This window comes from Spirillospora sp. CA-294931, from assembly GCF_050946795.1.
In the GTDB taxonomy this organism is placed as follows: domain Bacteria; phylum Actinomycetota; class Actinomycetes; order Streptosporangiales; family Streptosporangiaceae; genus Spirillospora.
This window is the reverse complement of the sequence record NZ_CP192006.1, coordinates 7,514,795-7,536,377: the sequence shown is the minus strand read 5'-3', so window position 1 is coordinate 7,536,377 and position 21,583 is coordinate 7,514,795. Positions and strand designations below refer to the sequence as shown.

Genomic DNA, 21,583 nt, shown 5'->3' with positions numbered 1-21,583 from the left:
TGAGCGTCTCCAAGTGGGGAGTTCTGATGTGGGCCACTGCGATTTGGCGTCAAGTTACCACCCGAATTGCAGCCGTTCTAGGTCGTCATTTCATCACCCTGTTTTAATAACCCGGTTATCGTCCTGATCGACGATGCAGCAATCCAGAAGATGGACAGGGAACTGTTGTATTACCTAGCTTCCAGCCATGACAGGCATGCGGTCGAGGAGGATTCCGTGGCCCTGGCTTTCCGGCAGAAAAGCTTCGACGGCGCGGTGGCGGAGTTCGCGTTCGCCCGTGCGTGCGTTCCGTTCTTCCAGGCCATGCCCGACCCCGGTGACTGGACGCGGATTCCGCTGACAAAGCGTTCCGATTACCGGGTGAATTTCCCCGCCCGCGTGCTGGCGCGGGGACGGGCCCTGCACGGGCCGGGGACCCTCACCGTCCAGAGCACCGGCGAGGGCGACGACCGGGTCACGACCGCGGTCGGCTCCGGCGCGCTCGCCGACCGGATGAGGACGACCCTGGAGGCCCATCCGGCCCTGCGCGCGGCGGTCATGGACGGCGCGGAGCCCCGTCGCTCGGCCCGCTACACGGCCCCCGCCTGCACCCGGGTCGAGTGCGCCAGCCCCTACACGCCCGTCCACGACCGGGTCCTCGCCGACGGGACGCTCGTCCTGCCGACGACGCCCGACCCGCTGGCCGCCCCGGACCCCCTCCTCGTCCGGGCGGCCGGCGAGCTGGCCGGGCACGCGCCGCGATGGCTGCTGGCCGACCCGGCGCACCTGGCCCACCTGGTCCGCGGGGTCGGCGCCGGACGACCGGCCCCGAAGCTCGACGCGATCGTCCTGACCCATACGCCCGCGACCCGCTTGGCGCAGCGCCAGATCCGCGAGCGCCATCCGGAGGCGCTCGTCGCCGAGGCGGTGTCCATGTCGGAGTTCGGATGGCTGGCCGTCGAGTGTCCGCGCGGCCTGACCCACCTCAACAACGTGTCGTACTTCGTGGAGCTCATCACCGAGACCGGGCAACCGGCGCACCCGGGGGAGCTGGCCGAACTCGTCGTGACGAGCATCGGCGACCGGCTGTCGCCGCACATCCGGTATCGCACCGGCGACCTGTACCGCGTCTGGGACGAGCCGTGCGGCTGCGGCAGCGACCTGCCGCCGTGCCGCCTCGAAGGCCGGGCGGGCACGCTGCTGACCGTTCCCGGCCGGGTGGCGCCCGTCGGCCCCCGCGAGGTGGACCGGGCGGTCGGGGACGTCCCCGAGATCGACGCCTACCAGCTGCGCCAGTACCGCGAGGACGCCTTCAGGATCGCCTTCGTCCCGAACGTCAAGGACACCGGCCGGGTGGAGAAGGGCCTGGTCGAGCGGCTCAGGTTCCTGCTGGGCGGCCGGGTCGGGCTCGACGCCGCCGCCGTCGGCTACCTCCCCGCCGCGCGCTCGGGGCGCCTGCACCCCTGCGCGTCTGATCTCCCGCCCCGCACACCGGCGGCCTCCCGTAAGGAAGCGACATGCTGACCGAGACGCCCACCGCCGTGGACCTGCCCCGGCTCGTCCGTCCCGACTTCCCGCTGCTGGACCGCCGCCTGGACGGCAACGAGATCGTCTATCTCGACAACGCCGCCACCAGCCTCAAGCCGTCGGTGGTCGTCGAGGAGATGACCCGCTACTACACCGAGGTGAGCGCGAACATCCACCGGGGCAGGCACCGGCTGTCGGAGACGGCCTCGGCGGAGTTCGAGGGCGTCCGCCAGCGGGTCGCGGCGTTCGCGGGCGTCCGGGGCGACGAGGTCGTCTTCACCCTCAACACCACCGAGGCGCTGAACCTGGTCGCGTCCGGGCTGGGGCTCGGCTCGCGCGACCTGGTGCTGGTCCCCTTCGACGGGCACCACTCGAACCTGCTGCCCTGGCGCAGGCACGCCAGGACCGAGCCGATCCCCGTCGACTCCATGGGGTGCGTCGACCTCGACGCCTATGAGGAACTGCTCAGGCGGCGCCCCCGGGTGGTCGCGCTCGGCCACTGCTCGAACGTGACCGGCGTTTACGCGCCGGTCACGCAGATGGCGTCGATGGCCAGGAGCGCGGGAGCGGTGACGGTGCTGGACGCCGCGCAGTCCGTCCCGCATCGCAGGCCGGAGCTCGACGGCGTCGACTTCGTGGCCTTCTCGGCGCACAAGATGCTCGGCCCGACCGGTGTCGGCGTGCTCTGCGGGACCGGGGGAGCGCTGGAGCGGCTCGATTCCCGCTCGGTCGGCGGCGGGACGGTCGACTGGGTCGACCTGGAGCGCTACGAGCTGCGCCGCCCACCGCACCGGCTGGAGGCGGGCACGCCGAACATCGGCGGCGTGTACGGCCTGGGCGCCGCGCTCGGCTACCTCGACCGCCTCGGCTTCGACGCGCTGGCCGCGCACGACCGCGCGCTGGCCGGGCGCCAGCTCGGCGAGGCGCTCTCGCGCCCGGCCCTGCGGATCGTGGGGCCGACCTCGCCGTCGGTCGACCGGTCCGCGACCATCAGCCTCGCCGTCCCGGGCGTCTCCAGCCTCCGCGAGATCGCCCGGATCATGAGCGACTCCTACGGGATCATGTGCCGGTCCGGGCACCTGTGCGCGCAGCCGCTGGTCGACCGGTTCACCGACCACGAGGTGCTGCGGATCTCCGCCTACGTCTACAACGACGAGGAGCAGATCGCGCGGGCCTTCGCCGCGCTGGACGAGATCCTGCCGACACTCGGTGCGGTCGGCTGAGTGCGGGGCCGTCGCCTCTAGCCCGGGACGGCCTCGGGGTGGGGGGCCGGGACGCCGGCGAGCTCCTCGTCCTGGCGCAGGCGCGACAGCGCGACCGAGCGGGCCGCGGCCTCCGGGGAGTCGCCCGCGCCGACCATCAGCCCGACCAGCTGCGTCTCGAAGCAGTGCCCGGCGTCGTAGGGCGGGATCAGGTACTCGCCGAGCTCGAGGATGACCAGGCCGTGGGTCGCCGCCCACATGTGATGCGCGGTCAGCTCCGCGTCGGTGGTGGCGAAGCGTCCGGCCTCGATGCAGCGGGACGCGCATTCCACCACGTGCGTCAGGGTGTAGCGGCCGTGCTGCCGGTCCTCCTCGGAAAGGGAGAATCCGGCCAGGGACGAGCCGCCGAACATCACCGAATACAGATGCGGATTGGTGCGGGCGTTATGCCGGTAGGCGCGTCCGAACAGCGCCATGTCCGCGACCGGGTCGGCCGATTTCCGGACGAGGTCGAAGTGGGCCTGCATGCGGGCGAATCCCTCGTGGACGATCTCGCGCACCAGCCCGCTCATTCCGCCGAAATGCGTGTAGAGAGGCATGGTGGAACTGCCCGCCTCGGTCGCCACCCGGCGCGCCGACAATGCCTGGGGCCCCTCCTCGGCAAGCAGCCGCGCGGCGATGTCTACCAGAAGCGAGCGCGCCTGCGGATCGACCCTGCGCGGGCTCATCTGGCAATTCCCCTCCGGTTCGCGGGCGTTTCCCTCCGGGAGCACGCCGAGGTCCATGCTAACGACGGGAGATTGTCTCCGCTTCTTCGAGAGTGCGGAATGGAGACGGCCGTCCCGGCGGCCTCGGGCGCGTAGGCTTGGTTTCTTCTGGCGCCGCGAAATCCCGCCCCGCATCGCACCAGCCAAGCGCGGGCCGTCCCCTGGCGATGATTTTTCCGCGCGGCGGCGGTCAAAGTGGGTGGACGGTCGGGCTTCGAGGCGGGAAGAGCAGGCACACACCTATGAACGAGGTCTCGGATCCCGGGTCTTTCCGCGAGCGGAGCGTGCCTCCCTCGATGGAGCGGCGGGTCATCGTGATCGAGCCCGGCGGGCGGCGTCCCTACGACGAGACCGAGTGGCTCGGCGCGCTGGTCGTCGTCGAGAGCGGCCAGGTCGACCTGGAGACCACCGACGGCGGGCGGCAGCGGTTCGACACCGGCGCGATGCTCTGGCTCGAGGGTCTTCCCCTCAGCGGACTGCGGGCTCACGGGCCCGGCCCCGCCGTCCTCGTCGCGATCTCCCGCCGCCCCTCCTGAAAGGCGGCGTTCCCGGAACCCGTTGGATTTCGCACGGTGGAAGATGCGCCGCGGCGCCGTGCGCATGAGTCTCTGTCGCGTACCCCCAATGAGGAGGTCGACGATGGCGACCATTGACCGGAACCAGGACGAGGGGCGGATCACGGGGACCGTCGCGGCGGCTCCCCCCACGGGATTCGTCACCGGCCACTTCCCCCGCCGCAAGGTCATGATCATCTCACTGAGCGCGCTGGCGGGCTTCCTGCTGACCGTCGTCTGGTCGGCCGAGTTCGTCGACCGCACGATCGGCGACAACGTGGCCGACACGATGCTCGGCCACGAGGCCCGCACGACCCCCATCTCCGGCATCGCCGCCGGAATCGCCTTCGCCTTCGCCTCCGGTGTGGCCGGGACCTTCACCGCCTGCAACATCGCCGCGTTCGGCGCCCTGGCCCCGATGGTCGGGGGCACGCCGTCCCGCCGGGGCCGGGTGCTGGCCATGCTGCGGCCGCTCGGCTGGCTCTCGGCCGGCATGGTCGCGGTCTCGGCGACCTACGGCGTCATCGTCGCGCTGGTCGGCACGGACATGCCGCAGTTCTCCACGGCCCGCGCCGCCACCGGCTTCTCCCCGCGGATGATCCAGTCGATGATCGTGTTCGGTGCGATCGGGCTGATCATGACCGTGCTGGGGCTGGCCGCGCTCGGCGTGGTCCGCGACCCGCTCGCCCGCCTCGCGCGGCGCTTCCCCAACGCCCCGATGGTCGTGATGGGGGCGCTGATCGGCGGCTTCCTCATCGGGCGCCCGTTCTCGATGTTCCGCCAGATGTTCCGCGACGCGGCCGAGAGCCACAACGTGCTGTACGGCGCCGCGGCCTTCAGCCTCCAGTCGCTGGGGAACATCCTCATCATGGCGGTCCTGTTCGTGCTGGTGGGGCTGGCCGCCGGAGGACGCGTGCAGGCGTGGATCGCCGCGAACCCCGCCCGGCTGTCGGTGATCGTCGCGGTCGCGTTCATCGTCGCCGGGGTCTTCACGTTCCTCTACTGGGACGTCCGGATCCTGGCCCGCCGCGACCTCATCTGGTACCCCGTCGCCCCCTGGGCCTGAGCACCCCCAGACCGGGCCGGGCCTGGACGGGAGTTCCCCCCTCCCGTCCAGGCCCGGCCCGCCCGTGCTCAGCGGAAGTCGTCGGCGTGGTCGGCGGCCCACTCCGCGAAGGCGCGGGGCGGGCGGCCGGTGATCCGCTCGACCTCGGGGGAGATCTCCTCCGGCGCGTCGACGGCCTCGGCGCGCAGGCGGAGCAGGACGTCCACCAGGCCAGGACGCATGTAGGGGAGCCGCAGCATCTCTTCTCTCGCCTCCTCGGGGGTGATCTCCTCGAACCGGGTGGGACGTCCGATCGCCTCGCCGATCATCCGCACCTGGTCCGGGTGGGTGATCGTCTCCGGCCCGGTCAGCAGCGGCCGGGTGCCGACCAGGTCGTCGTCCAGCAGCGCGCGTGCGGCCACCGCCGCGATGTCCTTCTCGTGGATCGGGGCCGAGCGCGACCCGGGGAAGGGCTCGCGCACCGGCTCACCGGCCCGAAGCTTCTCGGCCCAGCCGAGCGCGTTGGCGTCGAACTCGCCGGGACGCGTGAAGACCCACTCCACGCCCGCGTCCTCGATGGCCTTCTCCAGGTCCCGGTGGCGGGTGGCCAGCATGTTGCCGGGGTCGTCGTCGAGCGCGGCGGCCGACGACAGCAGCACGATGCGCCGCACGCCCCCGTCCGTGGCCTTGGAGATCATCTCTTCGGCGCCGCCCCAGACCACGGCCGGGTTCAGGAAAAGGGAGGTCGCGCCGTCCAGCGGCAGGTCCTGCGTGCGGGCGGCCTCGACGCCGGACGGCAGGCGCGCCGAGGCGGGGTCACGGGTCAGCGCGCGGACCTTCTGCCCGGCCGAGGCCAGCAGCTCGACAAGGGGGCGCCCGACGTTCCCGGTCGCTCCGGTGATCACGATCATTCGTCTCTCCTCAGTAGCGTTGCGTCCTCAGGTTCAACTATCCGGATGAAGTTGTCAACCAGCCGGATGGTTGAACATTTCAGGCGTCCGGCTATCATCGGGCGGATGGACGAGACGACGAGGTCACCGCGGCGCGCGCCCAGATCCGGGGAGCGCAAGCAGGACGCCGAGCGCTCCCGGCGCCTGCTCCTGGAGGCGGCCAAGGAGGAGTTCGCGGCCAAGGGGTTCGCGGGCGCCCGCGTCCAGGACATCGCCGACCGCGCCGGGGTCAACAAACAGCTGATCAACTACTACTTCGGCGGCAAGGAGGGCCTGTACTGCGAGCTCGGCCGCCGCTGGCTGGAGTGGGAGTCGGAGATCAGCGACCCCGGCATCCCGCTCGGCGAGCTGTGGGAGCGCTATCTCGCCGAGGCGATGGCCGACGGGCGCGGCCTGCGGCTGGCCGCATGGCGCGGCCTCACCGAGGAGCTGGACGCCATCCCCGACGACGACAGCGAGGACCTGGCCGACCTGACCCGCCGCAAGGCCGACGGCGAACTGGCCGAAGACCTGGAGGTCGAGGCCGTCATGGCGATGATGAACGCCATGGTCGTCCTGCCCGTCGTCATGCCCAACGCGATCCGCCGCATCTACGGCATGGACCCCCGCTCACCGGAGTTCTACGAACGCTACGCCGCCCAAATGCGCCGCATCATCGCCCACCTCGCGCCCTAGCGCGGTCACTCTTCCCAGAAGCGGAACAAGGCGTGGCCCATGCGGATGGGGGAGACGCCGTCGCGGAGCATGTCGAAGGGGAACTCCTCCAGGCCCAGCAGGTGGGCCAGGCCGAAGGCCACGTCGAAGAACGCCTCGTTGAGCGGCGGGATCAGCCACAGGCAGGCGATCAGGCCGAAGAACAGGTAGCCGCCGTACTCGTTGGCGCGCTCGACCAGGGGCCGGGGCAGGTAGGGCTCCAAGATGCCGAAGCCGTCCAGCCCGGGAATCGGGAGCAGGTTCAGGAACGCCGCGGTGACCTGGAGGAACGCCAGGAATGCCAGCCCGGCCCAGAAGACGCCGTGCTCCTTGTCGGCGAAGTTCTTGAAGATGACCGCCAGCATGATCGCGAACAGCACGTTGGAGAGCGGGCCCGCCGCCGCGACCAGGCTGTGCCGGATCCGTCCGGCGATCGCGCCCCGGTCGATCCAGACCGCGCCGCCCGGCAGCCCGATGCCGCCGAGCAGGATGAACAGCACCGGGATGCCGAAGCTCAGGATGGGGTCGGCGTACTTGGCCGGGTTGAGGGTCAGGTAGCCCCGCGTCGCCACGCTCTTGTCACCCGATCGAAACGCCAGGTACGCGTGGCCGAACTCGTGCAGGCACAGCGAGAGCACCCAGCCCGCCACCACGAACCCGCAGACCGCGACGCGGGCGGGCTGGTCGGTGATGGTGCCGTAGCGCCAGGCGATCAGTCCGCACAGGACGGTGACCGCCACGATGACCAGGAAAGCCGGGCTCGGGCGGGTGGCCGCCGAGTCCTTGCGCAGGTATGCCGTGCCCATTGCGGTGCCTCTCCCGTCACGCCGGCTCGCTCGTGATCGACGTTACCGGCTCGTACCCACCGCCCGGGTCACGGAGCGGCGATGACGGGGACCACATAGGTGCGCAGGAACCGCCGGGTCTCCCCGGCCTCGCGCTCGCGGTCCACCATGATCAGTGAGGTGATGATGCGGAAGAGGAACTCCACCGTTCCCTCGACCTCGATGTCGGACCGCAGCAGCCGCAGCCGCTGCGCCCGTTCGAACGCCGGACGCACGTACTCGCAGCAGGTGGCCAGCATGTGCTCGGTGGCGCCGCTCACCGCGGCCTGCGCGTGCCCGGCGGTCTCGGGCACCATGAACGCCGCGGTCGCCGGACGGCTGCGGATGAACGCGACCGCGTCCATCGTGCCCTCGACGATCGCCTCGGCCACCGGCGGCCCCGGACGCAGCCGTTCGGCCAGCCGGTCGAGGAAGCGCAGCACGTCGCGCAGCACCACGGCCAGGATCAGCTCGTCGCGGCCACCGGTGACGCTGCGGTAGACCGTCGCCCGCGACAGGCCCGCTTCGGCGGCGATGTCCTCGACCGTGGTCTTGGCGACGCCGACCCGGGCGAAGCACTGCTCGGCCGCGTCGATGATGCGCTCGCGCGTCGTGTCGGTCGTGGCCGTGCTCATGCCCGAAGATTACCGGCCGCCGCGGTTCGGCCGCTCAGCCGAGCGTGTAGTCGATCGTCCAGGAGTGACCGCCGTCCTCGGCGACGGTGATCTGTCCCTTGCCGAGGATTCCGGCCAGCTCGCCCGTCCCGGACGTGGGCACGATCTCCCACCGCAGCCACTGCGTCTCGGCGCCGCCGTCGTCGCTGCCCGCCCCGTGCTGGAGGACGAAGGAGCCCTCGCGCCCGTGCAGGATGCCCTCGACGACCTCGATCCCCACATACGCCGCGGGCCCCGACGGCGTCTCGACGGTGATCAGCTCGGTGGTGCTGGTGCCCACCAGATCGCCGTGGAAGGTCTTACGGACCTGGACGCGCGTGAACTTGCTGCCGTTCCGCTCGTCGTAAGGCTTGTCGGCCTCCCAGGCGTCGATGTCGAAGGTTCCGGCGGCGTGAGAGTTCATGGACGTCATCATGCCCGCCGCCGGTGACATCAGAACAGGGTGCCCTCGTGCTCGATGCCGCGCAGCCTGTCGTAGTCGAGCGTCACGCAGGCGATGCCGCGGTCGGCGGCCAGCACCCGCGCCTGCGGCTTGATCTCCTGTGCCGCGAAGATGCCCCGGACCGGCGCCAGGTGCGGGTCGCGGTTGAGCAGCTCCAGGTACCGGGTGAGCTGCTCGACGCCGTCGATCTCGCCGCGCCGTTTGATCTCGACCGCGACCGTCGAGTGGTCGGCGTCCCGGCACAGGATGTCGACCGGCCCGATCGCCGTGGGGAACTCGCGCCGGACGAGCGTCCAGCCGTCCCCGAGGGTGGTGATGTGCTCGGCCAGCAGCTCCTGGAGGTGGGCCTCGACGCCGTCCTTCTGGAGCCCGGGGTCGAGGCCGAGCTCGTGGCTGGTGTCGTGCTGGATCTCGGTGATCGTCAGGATGAGCCGCTCGCCGGACTTGCCGTGCGTGACCGTCCAGCGGGCGATCGCCTCGCCCTCGTCCAGCGGCTCCTCGCGCAGCGAGCACGGCGGGTTCATCCAGTTCAGCGGCTTGAACGCGCGGTCGTCGGCGTGGATGCTCACGCTTCCGTCGGCCTTGATGAGGATGAGCCTGAGGGCCATGGGCAGGTGGGCGGTGAGCTTGCCGGCATAGTCGACGCTGCAGCGGGCGATAACGAGACGCACGAGCCCCAACCTTAGTGAGCCGGGGACGGTCGCGCGGCCGTCCTGCCCAGACCGGTGCCACTGTCAAGCCTGGAAATCCCGCGGAACCGGATCTAGCGTCATGGGGAATGGGTGTCGTTCCCAATGTGTGAAAGGACCCCTGATGTCCCTTGACGTGACGCCGGAACTCCTGGAGACGGCGCAGCAGGGTGAAATCGACGACAAGGCGTTCGTCGAGTGCATCCGGACCTCCCTCCCGTATGCCTGGGAGCTGATCAGCGGTCTGGTGGCCCGGCTGCAGGTCGACGGCGGAGACTTCGCCGACAACCTGACGCCCCCGCCGGACGAGCAGGCCCGCGGCCAGCTCCTGCGGGTGCTGGCCAGCGACGCCATGCGGTCGACTCTGGAGCGTTACTTCGGCATGAAGCTCGCCTTCCAGAACTGCCACCGCGTGGCCGTGTTCCCCACCGACTCCACCGAGGCGTACGCCCGCTTCATCACCCCGCGCGAACAGATCCTCAACCAGTCACCCGAACTCCGCGACTGCTGACCGGCCGCTGAGCGAGCGGCGCCGGAGCCGCCCCTCCGGCGCCGCTCTCTCATGCCAGCTCCTCCGGAAAGGCGGCCCTGACCTGGGGGAGCACCAGCTCGCCCAGCCGGACGATGTTGTCCAGCGTCGCCCGGGCGGAGCCCGCCGCCTCGACCAGCAGGGCGAGACGGCGGACGCCGGTCCGCTCGGCGGTGGCGATGAGCGACTTGGCGCAGTCGTCGGGCGAGCCGACGGGATGCGTCTCGCAGAGCCGCCGCGTGTAGGCGACCGGGTCCCGGGGGTTGCGGGGACGGTCGTCGACCGGGACGTAGCCGTCCAGGCCCGGGCCCAGCCACCGGGGCATCTCCGCGACGAGGGTGGCCACGGCCTCCTCCCGGGTGCCGGCCACCTGGGCCAGATGGGTGGAGACGTGCGGGGCGGACGGGTCGCCGTGGCGGGCGATCGCCTCGGCCTTCTCGTCGTCGCCCACATGCATCCCGAGCAGCATGGGCAGTCCGCGCTCGGCGGCCAGCCGCTCGGTGGCGGGCGACGTGCACGCCACATGGACGGACGGGGGCGTCGCGGCCCGGGGGACGACCGGCACCTCTCGGAACGCGAAATGCTCACCCGACCAGGCCAGACGCTCCGAGCGGAGCCAGGCCAGCAGGAGGTCGAGGGATTCGGCGAAGCCGCGCTCGTACCGGGGGAGACCCGTCGCGAACACTTCGAGGTCGCGCCAGGGCCCGCCGCGGCCGACGCCCAGGTCGAAGCGGCCGCCCGAGATGAGGGAGAGCATGGACGCCTGCTCGGCCAGCGCCACCGGGTGCTGGTTCGACAGGACGCTCACGGCCGTCCCGACGCGCACACGGGACGTCAGCGCCAGCAGATGCGAGGCGAGGGCGGTCGCGGACGGGACAACGCCGTAGGTCATGAAGTGGTGTTCGGCCAGCCAGACGTCGTCGAACCCGGCACGTTCGGCGGCGACGGCCGCCCGCACCGTCCGGGTGAGGGCGGCGGCGTCGTCCTGGCCCGGGAAGCGGGCCGCCAGGAGGAAGATTCCGATGCGCACCCCGGTGTCGTACCCCGGCTCGGGCACGATCGAGCGCTCTGCAAGACTGCCTGCCATGACTGGTGGTTCGTTCAGCAGGGTCGGGGTCGTCGGACTGGGCACGATGGGCGCGGGCATCGCCGAGGTGCTGGCCCGCGGCGGCCTGCCGGTGGTGGGCATCGAGATCGACGCGGCGGCGCTGGAGCGCGGCCGGGGCCATCTGGAGCGCTCGACGGGACGGGCGGTCAAGCGCGGCCGCCTGACCGAGGACGCCCAGGCCGAGATCCTCGGCCGGGTCGCGCTGTCGACCGACTTCGCCGACCTCGGCGACTGCGATCTGGTCATCGAGGCGGTGCCGGAGCGGATCGAGCTCAAGCGCAAGGTCTTCGCCGAGCTCGACAAGGTGTGCCGCGACGACGCCGTCCTGGCCACCAACACCTCCTCGCTGTCGGTGACCGACATCGCCGTCACGACCCGGCGGCCCACCAAGATCGTCGGCGTGCACTTCTTCAACCCGGCGCCGGTGATGAAGCTGGTGGAGGTCATCCGGACGGTCCTGACCGACCCCGAGGCCGTCGCCGGGGTCGCCGCGCTGGTGCGGGGGCTCGGCAAGACGCCCGTCACGATCGGCGACCGCGCCGGGTTCGTGGCCAACCGGCTGCTGTTCGGCTATCTGAACCAGGCCGCGCAGATGCTGGAGACCGGGCACGCCACCCGCGACGACATCGACACCGCGATGAAGGTCGGCGCGGGCCTGCCGATGGGCCCGTTCACCCTGATGGACCTGATCGGCCTCGACACCTGCCTCGAGGTGCTGGAGGCGATCCACGCCGAGTCCCGCGACCGCCGCCACGCCGCCTCCCCGGTGCTGCGCGAGCTGGTCACCGCCGGGCTGCTGGGGCGCAAGACCGGACGCGGCTTCTACTCCTACGAGGGCGAGGCCGAGCGGGCCGCCGAGCCCGCGCCCGCCGAGGCGCCCCGGGTCGGCGTCGTGGGGACCGGCCCCGAGGCCGTCGCCTACGCGGGCGCGATCGCGCGGTCCGGCGCGTCCGTCCGGCTGGTGGCCGTCGACCTGCGGCGTCAGCCGGGGGACGCCGACGCCCTGCGCGCCGACCTGGACGACAAGGTCGAGGTCGGCACCGACCTGGCCGCGCTCGCCGGCTGCGATCTGGTCATCGAGGCGTCCGAGGCCGACGAGGCGCGGCTGCCGCTGGAGCTGTTCGAGGCGCTGGGCGCGGCCGTGCGGCCCGGCGCGATCCTGGCCGCCGCCGATCCGGAGATCCCCGTGATCGACCTGGCCGTGGCCGCCGGGCGTCCCGGTGAGGTGCTCGGGCTGCACCGTCCCGAGGCCGAAGGGACGCTCGTGGAGATCGTCACCACCGCCGCGACCCCCGCCGAGGTCGCCGACCGCGCCGCCGCCCTGTCGGCCGCGCTCGGCCTCACCCCGGTGCGCTGCCGCGACCGGGTCGGGTTCATCGTGGACGCGCTGCGCTTCCCCTACCTCAACGACGCCGCCACGATGCTCGGCGCCGGTTACGCCGACGCCGACTCCATCGACGCGGCGATGACGCTGGGCTGCGGCTACCCCGCCGGCCCGATCGCCGACCTCGACCGGATCGGCCTCGACCGGGTCGTGGAGGTCCTGGACGCGATGGCCGAGGAGACCCGCGAACCGTCCCTGGTGCCCGCCCTCATGCTGGAGGAGCACCTCGCCGCGGGCATCCCATTGCGCTGAACCGCCCATATCCTTGATCTCATGAGCCCGCGCAAGAACCGCCGCACCGCGCCCGGGGACGGACGTTCCCCGGGTGGCGGCGGTGCGTCCTGGGCCCAGGAGACCGAGGACGGCCCGGACGGCGAGTGGATCGTCCGGCCCGTGACCGGTGCCGCCGCGACCAAGCCGTACCGTTGCCCCGGGTGCGACCACGAGATCCCGGCCGGCATCGCCCACGTGGTCGCCTGGCCCGCCGACGAGCGCGGCGGGGCCGACGACCGGCGGCACTGGCACCGTCCCTGCTGGCGGGCGCGCGACCGGCGGGGCCCGCGCGTCCGGCGTTCGCGTGACGCGCCTCGCTACTGAGAAGGAGCACCAATGGCGGACATCCGGGCGAGCTCCGTGCTCCCGGCCCGGCGTGAGCCGATCACGCTGAACACGGCCGACGGCCTGGAACTGGTCGGGGAGCTGGCGCTGCCCGCCGAGCGGCCGCCGGTGGCGACCCTGGTCTGCCTGCACCCCCTGCCCACGGCCGAGGGCATGATGGACAGCCACGTCCTGCGCAAGGCGTCCTACCGCCTGCCCGAGCTGGCCGGCGTGGCGGTGCTGCGGTTCAACACCCGCGGCACCACCTCCGAGCGCGGCACCAGCCAGGGCGAGTTCGGCGAGGGCGAGACCGAGCGGCACGACGTGGCCGCGGCGATCGAGTACGCCGAGTTCCACGAGCTGCCGCACCCGTGGCTGCTCGGCTGGTCCTTCGGCACCGAGCTGGCGCTCAAGTGGGGCCGCGACCCGGCGGTGGAGGGCGCGATCCTGCTCTCGCCGCCGCTGAAACGGGCCGGGGACGCCGAGCTGGACGCCTGGGCCCAGGACGGCCGCCCGCTGGTCGCGCTCGTCCCCGAGCTCGACGACTACCTGCGGCCGGAAGAGGCCAGGGAACGGTTCAAACGCGTCCCGCAGGCCGAGGTGATCGCCGTCGAGAACGCCAAGCACCTGTGGGTCGGTGAGCCCTACGTGCGCATCGTCCTCAACGAGATCGTCAAACGCGTCGCGCCCCACGCGTTCCCGCTCCCCACCGAGTGGAGCGGGCCGGACGGCTGACTCCGCGTCCGATCACGGCCACCTTCTCCGCCGCGGCCCCGTCCGGGGTGACGATGATCTGACCGCCGGTCGCACCACGGCCGTCGGGGCGGGAAACGGTGAGGGGCGGCGTTCGCGATGTCCGTGCAGTTGTACGCGAGGGACGTGGGGAGCGGGACCCCCCTGGTGCTGCTGCACGCCTTCCCGCTCTCGTCGGCGATGTGGCTGGCGCAGCGCGAGGGCCTGGCGGGCCGCTTCCGGGTGGTCACACCCGACCTGCGCGGGTTCGGCGGGTCGGAGCTGGGCGCGGACGAGCCGTCGGTCGACACGATGGCCGACGATGTCGCCCGCCTGTTCAAGCGGCTCGGCGTCACGCGGGCCGTGGTCGGCGGGCTGTCGATGGGCGGGTACGTGGCGATGGCGCTGTGCCGCCGCCGCCCCGAGCTGGTCCTGGGCGTCGTGCTGGCCGACACCCGCGCCGGGGCCGACTCGGCCGCCGCGCGAGAGACCCGGCTGCGGCAGGCCGAACGGCTGGAGCGTGAGAACGGCGTCGGCGTCCTGGTGGAGGAGGTCCTCCCGCACCTGGTCGGGCCCACGACGCTCCGGCAGCGCGCGCTGGTCTACGGGCGGGTGCGCGGGCTCGTCCAGGCGACCCCGGCGCGGGCCGCGGCCTGGGCGCTGCGCGCGATGGCCGCCCGCGAGCCCGCGTTCGAGGCGCTGCGCGAGGTGAGGGTCCCCGCGCTGGTCATGGTCGGCGCGGAGGACACGCTGACCACCGAGGACGACGCGCGCGCTTTGGCGGACGCCCTGCCCAACGCCGAGCTCCAGGTCATCGCGCGCGCGGGCCATCTCGGGCCGGTCGAGCAGCCGGAGCTGTTCAACGAGGCCGTCGCCGAGTTCACCGCCGCGCTGGCCCGGACCTCCCGCTGACGGCGGTCAGCTCGCCTCCTGCCTCGGGACGACCACCTCGCGGATCACCAGCGAGATCGCCGCGGCCGTGGGAATCGCCAGCAGCGCGCCGACCACCCCGAGGAGCGCCGCCCCGACCAGCGCCGCCACGATCGTCACCACCGGCTGGACGTCCACCGACCGTTTCATCACGCGCGGGTACAGCAGGTAGTTCTCCAGCTGCTGGTACACGAGATAGAAGATCGCGCAGATGATGCCCTCCTTGGTCCCGTTGAGGAAGGCCACCAGCGTCACCACCACCGCGCCGATCGTCGCGCCGACCAGCGGGATCAGATCCGTCACCGCCACGATCAGCGCCAGCGCCAGCGCGTACTTCACCCCGAGGACCGACAGGAAGATGTAGGACGTGACGCCCGCGATGAAGGCGATCATGAACTGCCCGGCCACGTAGCCGCCGATGCGGTCGAGGATCTCATCGCCCAGCAGCGCGACCCGGGCCCGCCGCGATCGCGGCGCCAGCCGGTAGAAGAACGTCTTGATCTGCGGCAGCGAGCTGAGGAAGTACAGCGTCAGGATCAGGATCGTGATCGTCTGGAAGATCCCGTTGAGCGCGACCTGCCCGATGCCCGTCGCCCAGTCGGTGAGCTGGTCCTGGAAGTCCTTGTCGTTCACGGTCTTCTGGGCACGCTCCAGCAGGCCGTACCGCTTGTCCCACTCGGAGATCTGCTTGTTGTCCTGCAACTGCTGGACATAGCTGGGGATGTTCTGCCGCAGCTCGGTGACCTGCTCCGACACCGGCTGGACCATCGAGGCCACGAACCCCGCGAAGAACAGGATGACCCCGAGGAAGACCAGCCCCACCGCCGCGCTGCGCGGGACGCCGATCCGCTTGAGCCGCTCCACCGCCGGGTTGAGCCCGACGGCCAGGAACATCGCCACCAGGATCATCACCAGCACGGACTTGGCGCTGGTCGCCGCCCGCACCAGCATCCAGGCGGTGATGACGCCGAGCGCCCCCACAAACCCGAACACGAACGGGTGGAACCGTCCGATCGGCTCCCCGGGACGCCCGAACGGGAACCCGTGGTCGACGCCCGCCTCAAGCCTGCGCTGCTCGACGTCATGCGCCGGGTCCGGCACCGCCGGAGGCTTCGGCGTCGCCGCGGCCGCGACCACGCTCGCCCGCGTCTCACCGTCGCCCACCTCGACCGGCGGCCCGGCCTCGTGCGCCAACCGCGCCGAAGCGGCCTCAGACACCTTCTCGACGTCCCTGGAGGGCGCCCCACCAGCACCTGCACCGGACGCACCGCTCCCGGACGCCCGCCCGCCGGACGCGCCACTGCCGGACGCCCGCCCACCAACCGCACCGCCACCGGACGCGGCACCAGCGGAGGCGTCGTCATCGGACGCCCCGGCACCGCCAGAAGCAGCCTCGCCGGACGCCCGCCCGCCAAGCGCACCGCCACTGGACGCGGCACCGCTGGAGGCGCGCCCGCTGGACGCGACCTCGCTGGAGGCGTCGTCGGACGCGGCCCCGGGGGCGCTGCTGCCGGACGCGCTGCCGCTGGGCGCGGCACCGCTGGAGGCGCGCCCGCTGGACGCGTTCTCGCTGGAGGTGTCGTCGTCGGACGCGGCTCCGGGGGCACCCTCGCGGGGCTTGGCACCGCCTGCGGTGTCGGCCTGGCGGGGGTTCTTGTTCTCGGGGGTGGTGGATTTGGCGCCGGAATCGCTCGGGCCCGTGGGGGGCTTGGCGGCGGCGGTGACGACGCTGGGACGTGGGGGGCGGCGCCCGCCCGTGTCGTCGGCCGGGAGAGACGGCGCGGGCACGGGGGCGGGCCGTCCCTCGTCGGGCTCGGGGACGCGGTCGTCCTTGGGGGGCTGGTCGGGCAACGCCGTTCTCCTTGTTCGGTCCTCCACGTCCACCGCCGACGTGCCGGAGGGCGAGATAATACGAAAAGCCTAGAGGTAGTTGCCCACCTCTAGGCTTTTACGTACATGCCGGATTGAGTTACATGCGCGCCCGGCCCGGTGCTCGGTGAGCACGTGCCGGAGTGCGGGTGCTTACTCCTGCCACCAGTCCTCGTCGTCCTCGTCGGACTTCTTGGCCTGGTTCTGGCCGCCGCCCTTGGGCGCGGGCTTGGGGGCGGGGCCGCCGCCCTGACCCTGCTGCTTGGCCTGGGGCTGCGCCGGAGCGGGAGCGGGCTTGCTCTCGATCGCGGGCTTCTCGGGCGCCGCCGCGATCTCGGCATCGCCGCCCACCGGAGCCACGCCGCCGATGAGCTGGCGCAGCTGGTTGAGGTGGCTGGTGATGCTGTCGCGCTGGCGGGTGAGCTCGTCGACCTGGCGCTGCGCGGCCGTCCTGACCCGGTCGGCCTCGGCCTTGGTCTCGGCGAGCAGCTGCTCGGCCTGCGACTTGGCCTCGGCGATGACCTGGTCGGAGTTCTTGCGCGCGTTGGCCATGAGCTGCTTGGCGTGCGAGTCGGCCTCGCGGCGCGTCTGCTCGGCCTGCTGGGTCGCCTTGGCGGCCCGCTGCTCGGCCGAGGCCGCGCGCTGCTCGGCCTCGGCGACCAGCTTCTGCGTGGCGGCCTGGGCGGCGGAGTGGCGCTCGGCGTCCTGCCGGTCGGCCTCTTCGCGGCGGGCGGCCAGCTGGATCTCGAACTCGGCCTCGGCCTGGGCGCGCTGGGCCTCGCTCTCCTCCAGGATGCGCTGGGCCTGGGCCCGCATCTCGTCGGCCTGCCGCTTGGCGGTGGTGAGGATCTCGTCGCGCTCGCGCTTGGTGGACGCGCGCAGCTGCGCGACCTCCCGCTCGGTGGTGGTGCGGAGCTTGGCGATCTCACGCTCGGCGGCGGCGCGCTTCTCGGCGACCTCGTGGTCGGCGGTGGCGCGGAGCTTGGCGACCTCGCGCTCGGTCGTGGAGGTCAGCTCGTCGGCCTCGCGTCGGGCCGAGGTGCGCACCTCCTCGGCCTCGCGCTCGGCCGCGTTGCGCATGTCGTCGCCCTCGCGCTGAGCGGTGGCGCGAAGCTCGGAGGCCTCGTTCTCGGAGGTGGCGCGCATCTCGGCCGCGTCGACCTTGGCCGCGGCCTTGATCTCGTTGGCCTCGCTGCGGGCCGCCTGCACCAGCTCGGTGGCCTGCTCCTCGGCGAGCCGCAGGAGCTGCTCGATGCGCGCACCGAGCCCCGAGTAGGTCGGGCGTTCCTGCTCCTGGAGCTGCCGGTGTGCGTCGGACAGCTCGCGCTGCAACGCCTGGGCCTGTTCGCGGGCCTGCCGGGTCTCGTTGTCGAGCGTCTTGATGTGCTCGTCGACCTGGTGCCGGTCGTAGCCGCGAAGCACCACGTCGAACTCGCGCGGGGGCGTTTCTTCAAAGAAGTTGCTGAGCTGGGCGTCGATGTCGGACTGCATGTGGCTCAATCCTGATGTGACGGGGCTGCGGTCGATTCCGGGGACCGGTCGATCGCCTGGCGCACGGGCGCACGGCCCCAGGTCTCTTCCGGCGAATGAAGCGTACTCCCGACGCTGCCGTGTTGGGGGCCCATCTTGACGCACTGCGTACTTTGTCGTGTTTGTGAGTTTGCCTGGACCTGCCGGGGAGGCCCGCCCAACCCCCGTCCGAAAGCACCACAAGCACCCGAACGGCTACAGAGCGGCATGCTCCGAGTTAGTCGCCGGGTCATGTGATCTCAAACACATCACGATCGCGGGCCGCTCGATCACCCCCCGCAGCGCGTCGGGGGGACGGCGCGCCGCCGGGTCAGGGCTTCTGGACGAGCTCCGTCAGCACCCCGTGGCAGTCCTTCGGGTGAAGGAAAGTGATGCGGGACCCCATAGAGCCGTTGCGCGGGGAGTCGTAGAGGACGCGGACGTCCTTGGCCGCGATGGCGTCGGCCTCGTCCTGGACGTCGCCGTCGGTGCCGAAGGCGATGTGGTGGACGCCCTCGCCGTTCTTGGCGAGCCACTTGGCCACGGCGGAGTCGTCCCGGATGGGCTCAAGCAGCTGGATGTAGCTGGCGGCGCCGTCGCCGGTGTCGTTGATCTTGAGCATCGCCTCGCGGACGCCCTGCTCCTCGTTCACCTCGACATGCACGTCGGTGAAGCCGTAGGTCTCGCGGTAGAACGCCACCGTCGCGTCCAGGTCGTGGCAGGCGATGCCGATGTGATCGATGCGGGTGAGCATGGGCGATCTCCTCACGGGCCTGGTCAGGGCCGGGGCGAAGCGGGGCTTCTTCTCGTGGGTATCGTGGCAAACGTCGCAGTCGAACCTTGCTGGAGGGTCCCCCATGTCCGCGAAGTCAGTGATCGTCGCAGGAGCGCGCACCCCGATCGGCCGCCTGCTCGGCTCGCTGAAGGACTTCTCCGCCGCCGATCTCGGCGGCCACGCGATCAAGGCCGCGCTGGAGCGCGCCGGGATCACCGGCGAGCAGGTCCAGTACGTGATCATGGGGCAGGTGCTCCAGGCGGGCGCCGGGCAGATCCCCTCCCGCCAGGCCGCGGTCAAGGCGGGCATCCCGATGACGGTCCCGTCGATCACGATCAACAAGGTGTGCCTGTCGGGCCTGGACGCCATCGCGCTGGCCGACCAGCTGATCCGCGCGGGCGAGTTCGACATCGTGGTGGCCGGCGGCATGGAGTCGATGACCCAGGCGCCGCACCTGCTGCCCAAGTCGCGCGGCGGGTACAAGTACGGGTCGGTCGAGGTCCTCGACCACATGGCCCTCGACGCGCTCACCGACGCCTTCGACGGCATCGCGATGGGCGAGTCCACCGAGCACCACAACGGGCGGCTGGGGATCGGCCGGGCCGAGCAGGACGAGTTCTCCGCCCGCTCGCACCAGCGCGCCGCCGCGGCCATCAAGAACGGGATCTTCGACGAGGAGATCGCTCCGGTCCAGGTCCCGCAGCGGCGGGGCGAGCCGGTGGTGTTCGCGACCGACGAGGGCGTGCGCGCCGACACCACCGCCGAGTCGCTGTCGAAGCTGCGTCCGGCCTTCTCCAAGGAGGGGACGATCACCGCGGGCTCGTCCTCGCAGATCTCCGACGGCGCGGCCGCCGTGGTGGTCATGTCCAAGGCCAAGGCCGAGGAGCTCGGGCTGAGCTGGCTGGCCGAGATCGGCGCGCACGGCAACGTGGCGGGCCCGGACAACTCGCTCCAGTCCCAGCCGTCCAACGCGATCAGGCACGCGCTGGGCAAGGAGGGCCTGGACGTCGCCGACCTCGACCTGATCGAGATCAACGAGGCGTTCGCCTCGGTCGGCCTCCAGTCGATGAAGGACCTCGGCGTCACGCCCGAGAAGGTGAACGTCAACGGCGGCGCCATCGCGCTGGGCCACCCGGTCGGCATGTCGGGCGCGCGGATCGTCCTGACCCTGGCCTACGAGCTCAGGCGGCGCGGCGGCGGCGTGGGCGCGGCCGGGCTGTGCGGTGGCGGCGGCCAGGGCGACGCCCTGATCCTGCGCGTGGCCAAGAGCTGATCTCGTTCCTACGGGGGGCGGCTTTCCCCCGGTAGGGGGAACCGCGCGGGGTCCCGGATCGGGAGGGTCGTGGCGTCATCGTCACGACCCCCCGAACGGAGACCACCCATGATCAAGCCGACCCGGCGCGCCGCCGTCCTGGCACTGACGGCCGCGGCCGCGCTCACGGCCGGGGGCGTCACCGCCTCCTGGGCGGACGACCCCGCCCCGACCTCGGCCACGGCCGTGAACGCGTCCACGCCCGTGTCCCCCGCCCCGAACCCGCTCAAGCTCCCGGCCTCGGCCCGGACCACGTCCCCGGGGACGGACACGAAGATCTCGCGTCTCAAGGGCGAGGGACGGATGTACTTCCCGGCCCCCGGCCACGACATCCGCATCAAGGTCGACGCCCACGCCGAGTACGACCCGAACGGCGCGAGCACTCCACTGAAGTCGTGGGGGACGTTCCGGATCTACCACGCCATGACCGACGCCAACGGGACGCAGTCCAACTGGGGCGAGATGCAGGTGGACTGCCTGACGACCGGCGGTCCCACGGCCACCGTGACCGGCATCATGGTCAAGGCCGCTCCCGGGGGGCCGTGGGAGCCGTACGTCGCGAAGAAGGCCCGTATGGGCGTGAGCTTCTACGTCGCGGGCAAGGGCGCGGGCCCGAGCCGCCTCGGTCTGGCCGGGCTGCCCGAGGGCGGCGACCTCACCCGCTGCATGGCCCCGGCCGCCGACGCCCCGGTGATCAAGGGCGGGTACCGGCTGACCGACCGGAAGTGATCACTGCGTCGCGGGCTGGACGTTGACGGTCGTGAAGCCGAGCGCCTTGAGCATGTTCTGGAGCATCAACCGGGTGTTCTGGTCGGCGCGCTCGCGCAGCCCGCTCTCGGCCGCCGCGGTCTGGATCTTCTGGCTCGCCAGGACGTAGAGCTTCTGCTGGTCGTTGGGGTTCCCGCTGAACACGTCGCCGAGCCGGTTGAACAGGCCGCGCTCGGCGGCGAAGACATAGCTGCGTCCCGGGTTGAGGTTGGTGGGTTCGAGCTGGGCACGGGGGAGCCGGACGGTCGCGACCGTCCGGTCGGCGTTGACCGTGATCGCCCCCGTGCCGAGCTTGCCGAAGTCGACATAGGCGTCCACCGACCCCTGCCCGACGAACAGGGTCCGGGAGCCGCGGATCGCGCTCGGGAGGAACTTGGCGTCCTTCTCCAGGTCGACCACCACCTGGAAGTTGCCGCTCGCGGCCTCGTAGCGCGCGAGGTCGCGGATGGACTGGAGCAGCACGGGGCCGCTGCGGTCCTTGGTCTCCTCGGCGAAGGGGTTGAGCGAATCGGGGAAAAGCCGCAGCGCCTGCTGGGCCAGGAGGACGATCACCACGGTCACGACGACCAGGAGCACCGGGGCGCGTAGCCACCGCATGCCGCGAATCCCGCTTTCGGAGCCTGCCATGGCCTAGGACATTCCCGGCGATCGGCTCGGATCACCTAGCCGGTGTGAGCAGTGCCATATGGCGGTTCGAAACCCTGCTTGCGGCCCGGTACGTTAA

Annotated in this window: 23 protein-coding genes; 12 read left to right on the top strand and 11 right to left on the bottom strand. The window is 71.7% G+C overall.

Annotation, left to right across the window (positions count from 1 at the left end):
• The first annotated feature begins 216 nt into the window (after window positions 1-216).
• Window positions 217-1,503, top strand: a complete 1,287-nt coding sequence (locus tag ACQPY4_RS34120; protein ID WP_433328085.1) for a hypothetical protein — start codon at window positions 217-219, stop codon at window positions 1,501-1,503.
• Window positions 1,497-2,729: an aminotransferase class V-fold PLP-dependent enzyme gene (locus ACQPY4_RS34115; RefSeq protein WP_433328083.1), complete on the top strand. Its 1,233-nt coding sequence runs from the start codon at window positions 1,497-1,499 to the stop codon at window positions 2,727-2,729. Before ACQPY4_RS34120 ends, ACQPY4_RS34115 begins: the two co-directional genes overlap by 7 nt.
• A gap of 17 nt (window positions 2,730-2,746) precedes the next feature.
• Here ACQPY4_RS34115 and ACQPY4_RS34110 read toward each other — a convergent pair whose 3' ends face one another.
• Window positions 2,747-3,436: a TetR/AcrR family transcriptional regulator gene (locus ACQPY4_RS34110; protein ID WP_433328081.1), complete on the bottom strand. Its 690-nt coding sequence runs from the start codon at window positions 3,434-3,436 to the stop codon at window positions 2,747-2,749.
• A 281-nt stretch (window positions 3,437-3,717) separates the two neighbouring features.
• Between ACQPY4_RS34110 and ACQPY4_RS34105 the strand changes: the two genes are divergently transcribed.
• Together ACQPY4_RS34105 and ACQPY4_RS34100 are read left to right on the top strand one after the other, a co-directional pair.
• The gene (locus ACQPY4_RS34105; protein WP_433328079.1) at window positions 3,718-4,011 is read left to right on the top strand and encodes a hypothetical protein; all 294 of its coding nucleotides are present in this window, start codon (window positions 3,718-3,720) and stop codon (window positions 4,009-4,011) included.
• 103 nt (window positions 4,012-4,114) lie between these two features.
• Window positions 4,115-5,095 carry a hypothetical protein gene (locus ACQPY4_RS34100; RefSeq protein WP_433328077.1) on the top strand — a complete coding sequence of 327 codons (981 nt, stop codon included), beginning with the start codon at window positions 4,115-4,117 and terminating at the stop codon, window positions 5,093-5,095.
• A 68-nt stretch (window positions 5,096-5,163) separates the two neighbouring features.
• Here ACQPY4_RS34100 and ACQPY4_RS34095 read toward each other — a convergent pair whose 3' ends face one another.
• Window positions 5,164-5,985 (bottom strand): NAD(P)H-binding protein, encoded by an 822-nt coding sequence (locus ACQPY4_RS34095; RefSeq protein WP_433328075.1) that lies wholly within the window; start codon window positions 5,983-5,985, stop codon window positions 5,164-5,166.
• 105 nt (window positions 5,986-6,090) lie between these two features.
• On the opposite strand from ACQPY4_RS34095, the gene ACQPY4_RS34090 reads away from it, so the two are divergent.
• Window positions 6,091-6,699: a TetR family transcriptional regulator gene (locus tag ACQPY4_RS34090; protein WP_433328073.1), complete on the top strand. Its 609-nt coding sequence runs from the start codon at window positions 6,091-6,093 to the stop codon at window positions 6,697-6,699.
• A 5-nt stretch (window positions 6,700-6,704) separates the two neighbouring features.
• Here the strand turns inward: ACQPY4_RS34090 and ACQPY4_RS34085 are convergent, their stop codons facing one another.
• The 4 genes from ACQPY4_RS34085 to nucS all read right to left on the bottom strand — a co-directional run bounded on the left by ACQPY4_RS34085 (window position 6,705) and on the right by nucS (window position 9,328).
• On the bottom strand, window positions 6,705-7,523 hold the full coding sequence (locus ACQPY4_RS34085; RefSeq protein ID WP_433328071.1) for a site-2 protease family protein: 819 nt from the start codon (window positions 7,521-7,523) through the stop codon (window positions 6,705-6,707).
• Between the two features lie 68 nt (window positions 7,524-7,591).
• Window positions 7,592-8,176, bottom strand: a complete 585-nt coding sequence (locus ACQPY4_RS34080) for a TetR/AcrR family transcriptional regulator (protein WP_433328065.1) — start codon at window positions 8,174-8,176, stop codon at window positions 7,592-7,594.
• Between the two features lie 34 nt (window positions 8,177-8,210).
• Window positions 8,211-8,618 (bottom strand): DUF3224 domain-containing protein, encoded by a 408-nt coding sequence (locus tag ACQPY4_RS34075; protein ID WP_433328059.1) that lies wholly within the window; start codon window positions 8,616-8,618, stop codon window positions 8,211-8,213.
• A 29-nt stretch (window positions 8,619-8,647) separates the two neighbouring features.
• Window positions 8,648-9,328 (bottom strand): endonuclease NucS, encoded by a 681-nt coding sequence (gene nucS / locus ACQPY4_RS34070; protein ID WP_433328057.1) that lies wholly within the window; start codon window positions 9,326-9,328, stop codon window positions 8,648-8,650.
• Window positions 9,329-9,470: 142 nt separating this feature from the next.
• On the opposite strand from nucS, the gene ACQPY4_RS34065 reads away from it, so the two are divergent.
• Window positions 9,471-9,857: an SCO5389 family protein gene (locus ACQPY4_RS34065; protein ID WP_433328055.1), complete on the top strand. Its 387-nt coding sequence runs from the start codon at window positions 9,471-9,473 to the stop codon at window positions 9,855-9,857.
• 49 nt (window positions 9,858-9,906) lie between these two features.
• On the opposite strand, the gene ACQPY4_RS34060 is transcribed toward ACQPY4_RS34065, so the two are convergent.
• A complete protein-coding gene (locus ACQPY4_RS34060; protein ID WP_433339132.1) occupies window positions 9,907-10,905 on the bottom strand; it encodes an LLM class flavin-dependent oxidoreductase in 999 nt (332 codons plus the stop codon).
• A gap of 55 nt (window positions 10,906-10,960) precedes the next feature.
• Here ACQPY4_RS34060 and ACQPY4_RS34055 point away from each other — a divergent pair, with 55 nt between their 5' ends.
• From ACQPY4_RS34055 to ACQPY4_RS34040, 4 genes are all read left to right on the top strand, one after another.
• A complete protein-coding gene (locus ACQPY4_RS34055) occupies window positions 10,961-12,619 on the top strand; it encodes a 3-hydroxyacyl-CoA dehydrogenase family protein (protein ID WP_433328053.1) in 1,659 nt (552 codons plus the stop codon).
• A 21-nt stretch (window positions 12,620-12,640) separates the two neighbouring features.
• Window positions 12,641-12,964: an ATP/GTP-binding protein gene (locus ACQPY4_RS34050; RefSeq protein ID WP_433328051.1), complete on the top strand. Its 324-nt coding sequence runs from the start codon at window positions 12,641-12,643 to the stop codon at window positions 12,962-12,964.
• Window positions 12,965-12,976: 12 nt separating this feature from the next.
• Window positions 12,977-13,699: an alpha/beta hydrolase gene (locus tag ACQPY4_RS34045; protein ID WP_433328049.1), complete on the top strand. Its 723-nt coding sequence runs from the start codon at window positions 12,977-12,979 to the stop codon at window positions 13,697-13,699.
• Between the two features lie 117 nt (window positions 13,700-13,816).
• Window positions 13,817-14,608: an alpha/beta fold hydrolase gene (locus ACQPY4_RS34040; RefSeq protein ID WP_433328047.1), complete on the top strand. Its 792-nt coding sequence runs from the start codon at window positions 13,817-13,819 to the stop codon at window positions 14,606-14,608.
• 6 nt (window positions 14,609-14,614) lie between these two features.
• On the opposite strand, the gene ACQPY4_RS34035 is transcribed toward ACQPY4_RS34040, so the two are convergent.
• From ACQPY4_RS34035 to mce, 3 genes are all read right to left on the bottom strand, one after another.
• Window positions 14,615-16,477 (bottom strand): AI-2E family transporter, encoded by a 1,863-nt coding sequence (locus tag ACQPY4_RS34035; protein WP_433328045.1) that lies wholly within the window; start codon window positions 16,475-16,477, stop codon window positions 14,615-14,617.
• Window positions 16,478-16,648: 171 nt separating this feature from the next.
• Entirely contained in the window at window positions 16,649-17,986 is a 1,338-nt protein-coding gene (locus tag ACQPY4_RS34030) for a DivIVA domain-containing protein (protein WP_433328043.1), read from the bottom strand.
• Between the two features lie 349 nt (window positions 17,987-18,335).
• Window positions 18,336-18,758, bottom strand: coding sequence for a methylmalonyl-CoA epimerase (gene mce, locus ACQPY4_RS34025; protein ID WP_433328041.1), 423 nt, complete (start codon window positions 18,756-18,758; stop codon window positions 18,336-18,338).
• A gap of 103 nt (window positions 18,759-18,861) precedes the next feature.
• Here mce and ACQPY4_RS34020 point away from each other — a divergent pair, with 103 nt between their 5' ends.
• Both ACQPY4_RS34020 and ACQPY4_RS34015 read left to right on the top strand, forming a co-directional pair.
• Window positions 18,862-20,052 (top strand): acetyl-CoA C-acetyltransferase, encoded by a 1,191-nt coding sequence (locus ACQPY4_RS34020; RefSeq protein ID WP_433328039.1) that lies wholly within the window; start codon window positions 18,862-18,864, stop codon window positions 20,050-20,052.
• A gap of 108 nt (window positions 20,053-20,160) precedes the next feature.
• Window positions 20,161-20,820 (top strand): hypothetical protein, encoded by a 660-nt coding sequence (locus ACQPY4_RS34015; RefSeq protein WP_433328037.1) that lies wholly within the window; start codon window positions 20,161-20,163, stop codon window positions 20,818-20,820.
• On the opposite strand, the gene ACQPY4_RS34010 is transcribed toward ACQPY4_RS34015, so the two are convergent.
• The gene (locus ACQPY4_RS34010; RefSeq protein WP_433328035.1) at window positions 20,821-21,456 is read right to left on the bottom strand and encodes a DUF4230 domain-containing protein; all 636 of its coding nucleotides are present in this window, start codon (window positions 21,454-21,456) and stop codon (window positions 20,821-20,823) included. It abuts the gene before it with no gap.
• Between the last annotated feature and the right edge of the window lie 127 nt (window positions 21,457-21,583).

Coding starts and splice junctions, on each gene's coding strand:
- ACQPY4_RS34090 (WP_433328073.1), top strand. CDS start 6,091: ATGGACGAGACGACGAGGTCACCGCGGCGCGCGCCCAGATCCGGGGAG.
- ACQPY4_RS34065 (WP_433328055.1), top strand. CDS start 9,471: ATGTCCCTTGACGTGACGCCGGAACTCCTGGAGACGGCGCAGCAGGGT.
- ACQPY4_RS34075 (WP_433328059.1), bottom strand. CDS start 8,618: ATGAACTCTCACGCCGCCGGAACCTTCGACATCGACGCCTGGGAGGCC.
- ACQPY4_RS34115 (WP_433328083.1), top strand. CDS start 1,497: ATGCTGACCGAGACGCCCACCGCCGTGGACCTGCCCCGGCTCGTCCGT.
- ACQPY4_RS34045 (WP_433328049.1), top strand. CDS start 12,977: ATGGCGGACATCCGGGCGAGCTCCGTGCTCCCGGCCCGGCGTGAGCCG.
- ACQPY4_RS34055 (WP_433328053.1), top strand. CDS start 10,961: ATGACTGGTGGTTCGTTCAGCAGGGTCGGGGTCGTCGGACTGGGCACG.
- ACQPY4_RS34050 (WP_433328051.1), top strand. CDS start 12,641: ATGAGCCCGCGCAAGAACCGCCGCACCGCGCCCGGGGACGGACGTTCC.
- ACQPY4_RS34010 (WP_433328035.1), bottom strand. CDS start 21,456: ATGCGGTGGCTACGCGCCCCGGTGCTCCTGGTCGTCGTGACCGTGGTG.
- ACQPY4_RS34110 (WP_433328081.1), bottom strand. CDS start 3,436: ATGAGCCCGCGCAGGGTCGATCCGCAGGCGCGCTCGCTTCTGGTAGAC.
- ACQPY4_RS34030 (WP_433328043.1), bottom strand. CDS start 17,986: ATGCAGTCCGACATCGACGCCCAGCTCAGCAACTTCTTTGAAGAAACG.
- ACQPY4_RS34080 (WP_433328065.1), bottom strand. CDS start 8,176: ATGAGCACGGCCACGACCGACACGACGCGCGAGCGCATCATCGACGCG.
- ACQPY4_RS34100 (WP_433328077.1), top strand. CDS start 4,115: ATGGCGACCATTGACCGGAACCAGGACGAGGGGCGGATCACGGGGACC.
- ACQPY4_RS34095 (WP_433328075.1), bottom strand. CDS start 5,985: ATGATCGTGATCACCGGAGCGACCGGGAACGTCGGGCGCCCCCTTGTC.
- ACQPY4_RS34020 (WP_433328039.1), top strand. CDS start 18,862: ATGTCCGCGAAGTCAGTGATCGTCGCAGGAGCGCGCACCCCGATCGGC.
- ACQPY4_RS34105 (WP_433328079.1), top strand. CDS start 3,718: ATGAACGAGGTCTCGGATCCCGGGTCTTTCCGCGAGCGGAGCGTGCCT.
- ACQPY4_RS34015 (WP_433328037.1), top strand. CDS start 20,161: ATGATCAAGCCGACCCGGCGCGCCGCCGTCCTGGCACTGACGGCCGCG.
- mce (WP_433328041.1), bottom strand. CDS start 18,758: ATGCTCACCCGCATCGATCACATCGGCATCGCCTGCCACGACCTGGAC.
- ACQPY4_RS34040 (WP_433328047.1), top strand. CDS start 13,817: ATGTCCGTGCAGTTGTACGCGAGGGACGTGGGGAGCGGGACCCCCCTG.
- ACQPY4_RS34085 (WP_433328071.1), bottom strand. CDS start 7,523: ATGGGCACGGCATACCTGCGCAAGGACTCGGCGGCCACCCGCCCGAGC.